Origin of the sequence: Aestuariivirga sp. (assembly GCF_044238155.1) — a bacterium.
GTDB lineage: Bacteria > Pseudomonadota > Alphaproteobacteria > Rhizobiales > Aestuariivirgaceae > Aestuariivirga.
Map to the genome: position 1 here is coordinate 1 of NZ_JBIIDX010000245.1, position 2,690 is coordinate 2,690.

The 2,690-nt window shown below is 53.0% G+C and carries 2 protein-coding genes, 1 other RNA gene and 1 pseudogene; 2 read left to right on the forward strand and 2 right to left on the reverse strand.

What is annotated here, in order from left to right:
• Both ACILRN_RS16605 and rpmE read right to left on the reverse strand, forming a co-directional pair.
• Nucleotides 1–359: pseudogene (locus tag ACILRN_RS16605) on the reverse strand (aspartate kinase); the annotation flags it as partial.
• A gap of 21 nt (nucleotides 360–380) precedes the next feature.
• Entirely contained in the window at nucleotides 381–614 is a 234-nt protein-coding gene (gene rpmE / locus ACILRN_RS16610; RefSeq protein ID WP_395690071.1) for a 50S ribosomal protein L31, read from the reverse strand.
• Between the two features lie 291 nt (nucleotides 615–905).
• Here rpmE and ACILRN_RS16615 point away from each other — a divergent pair, with 291 nt between their 5' ends.
• Nucleotides 906–2,114: a type III PLP-dependent enzyme gene (locus ACILRN_RS16615; RefSeq protein ID WP_395690072.1), complete on the forward strand. Its 1,209-nt coding sequence runs from the start codon at nucleotides 906–908 to the stop codon at nucleotides 2,112–2,114.
• Nucleotides 2,085–2,437: a transfer-messenger RNA gene (ssrA, locus tag ACILRN_RS16620) on the forward strand. Before ACILRN_RS16615 ends, ssrA begins: the two co-directional genes overlap by 30 nt.
• Nucleotides 2,438–2,690 lie beyond the last annotated feature (253 nt).

The following is a 2,690-nucleotide window of genomic DNA, read 5'->3' on the forward strand; positions in this document are numbered from 1 at the left end:
AGGGCTTTTCCTTCAATCCCCAAAATACGGGCCTTGGCATGCAAAGCTGAGGTCAATATGGGAATTTGCCACCCCAACCAAGACCGCGCCGTCAAGCCGTGATCTTGTAAAAGCAGCGCCATCAATCCAGCCGTAACCTGTTCCCCCGTTGACACCACCGTGTCATATTCCCGTGGATCGTGCATGGGGCTGGCCTCTTCGACCCAGCGCACCAGTTGGTTGGTGGTGCCGGCCATGGCGGAAACAACGATGGCCACTTGGTGGCCGGCTTGGACTTCGCGGGCCACGATGGATGTGACATGGCGCATGCGGCCAATATCGGCCACAGAGGTTCCCCCAAATTTTAAAACCAAACGCATGGCCTGTTCAAAACAACAGGCCTAGGCCGCGCCGCCTGGGAACGTCATGCCCTTAAATCGCTTGTTAAAGCGGGACAATTGTCCGGCGTCGCTTAATTTCCGCTGACCACCCACCCAAGCGGGATGGGTTTTGGGGTCAATGTCCAAATTCATGGTATCCCCAGGCTTTCCCCACGTGGTGCGGGTTTTAAAGGACGTTCCATCGGTCATCACAACCGTAATTTCATGGTATTTGGGGTGAATGCCAGATTTCATAACACAAAAGCCTCTTTGAAAATCAAGGGCCTCACCTTAAAAGAAGCCCCAGAATTGTCAAGGACCTAATTTACATCCATCCCATGGACAATCCATCCTTGGCGGGGTGTTGCCCGCCCTAAACCTTGGCTTTGTGCGGGGGGTAGGGTGTGTCAAAAAAATCTCAAAAAAAACCTTGCATGCGGGGCGTGGTTTGTGTATCACGGGTTTCGTTTTGATTGCGCCAACAGAGGTTTGCAAAGGCAACGCAAGAAAAGCGCTGTGTCAACGTTTTTGGGGTCTTTATGCGAAATGAGCACCACGACAACTGCTACAGCCCTGTCCTTGCGACAGCTTTGTGATCCTGCGGTTTTGTATCGCCCCCATGCTTTGGCGGCAGCAACCCAGTATTTTCACGACAATTTTCAGGCCCGGTTGCTTTACGCGGTAAAGACCAACCCCGATCCTGTCATCTTGGCCGATTTGTATCGGGCAGGGGTGCGTTCCTTTGATGTGGCGTCCTTGACAGAGGCGGAGGATCTCTCTGGCCGATTCCCCGATGCGACTTTATTTTATATGCATCCTGTGAAGCCCCGTCATGCCATCGCTAGGGCCTATCACGATTTTGGCGTGCGGCACTTTTCGTTGGATTCTGAGGTTGAGCTGAAAAAAATCCTAGAAGAAACAGGCTATGCCAAGGATCTTTCGCTGCATGTTCGTCTGGCCATGCCCAACAGTTATTCGGAAATTACGCTGGCCAACAAATTCGGTGTGGCCTTGCATGATGCACCGGCGTTGATTGGGTTGGTGTCCCAGCATGCGGCTGAGGTGGGGATATCCTTTCATGTGGGATCCCAGTGCATGAATCCCGATGCGTATCGCATTGCCATTCGCATGTGCCGCACGGTGTTGGATGATCTGCCCACCGCCCCGCAGTATTTTAATGTCGGGGGTGGGTTTCCGTCCATTTATCCCGGGTTAACGCCGCCGGATTTGCATTTGTATTTTGATGCCATCCACGAAGCCTTTTCCCACCTGCCAAACCACGAAAACATGACCCTGCTGGCCGAGCCCGGACGCGCCTTGGTGGCCGAAAGCGGATCGGTTCTGGTGCGTGTGGATATGCGGCGGGGCGATACGTTGTATATCAACGATGGCACCTACGGCAGTTTGTTTGATGCGGGGCAGCTTGGGTTTGTGTTTCCTACGCGTCTGCATCGCTCGTCCTTGCGGGTGCCTAGGGCTGAACATGCGTTCCGGTTTTACGGCCCAACGTGTGATTCCATGGATGTTATGCAGGGCCCCTTTATGCTGCCCGATGATGTGCAAGAGGGGGATTACATCGAAATTGGTCAACTGGGGGCTTATGGTTGCACCATGGCCACAAAATTCAATGGGTTTACGCAGGACCCTGTATTATATGCCGTTTCGGATGATCCGTTGCTCAGTTTATATCCCGCTTTCACCAAACCGCAGGAACAACTGCGCAAACCCCTTGCGTTTACAGGAAAAAAGTGGTAGATAATGGGGGTTATGGCAACATAACTATGACGATAAATGGTGTATGGCATAGGCGTTTCGGACCCGGGGGCGGAACCCGGCACCTCCACCCCAGAGCCCTTAAAAAAAAACTTTGGGGACTTTGCGGCGGGGGTGAATCAGGATCGACGGGCGTAATAAAGATATGACTTTCGTTCGGTATGGTACCGCTGTTATCGGGCCAAAACTCTAAGTGCTAACGATAACGTTACACCTCAGGCGAACCTGAAACTGGCTGCCTAACCGCGGCTTGTTTTGGATTTTCCTAGCGGTCGGGGGGCACCGGGCAACAGAACGCCCCCACATCGGGTTTTGATCCGCCATGGTTTCATGAAGAGTGTCTGTTTTTGTGGTGACGCGTTTGGCCTTGATAGGGCCGGAAGATTGACCCCCGCCCCACACCCCTCTTTTTATGGTTATGCCCCTGATGCTATAGTGTTTCCAATTTATTTTCGTACTGAGCCGAGAACAAGCCTAGCGGAGCGATGCCTAGTGAATCTAGGTGAGCGACGCTAGGCGCCGTTCGCAGGCCAGTGCGGGAATAAAGTGGAAATACTA

Coding starts and splice junctions, on each gene's coding strand:
- rpmE (WP_395690071.1), bottom strand. CDS start 614: ATGAAATCTGGCATTCACCCCAAATACCATGAAATTACGGTTGTGATG.
- ACILRN_RS16615 (WP_395690072.1), top strand. CDS start 906: ATGAGCACCACGACAACTGCTACAGCCCTGTCCTTGCGACAGCTTTGT.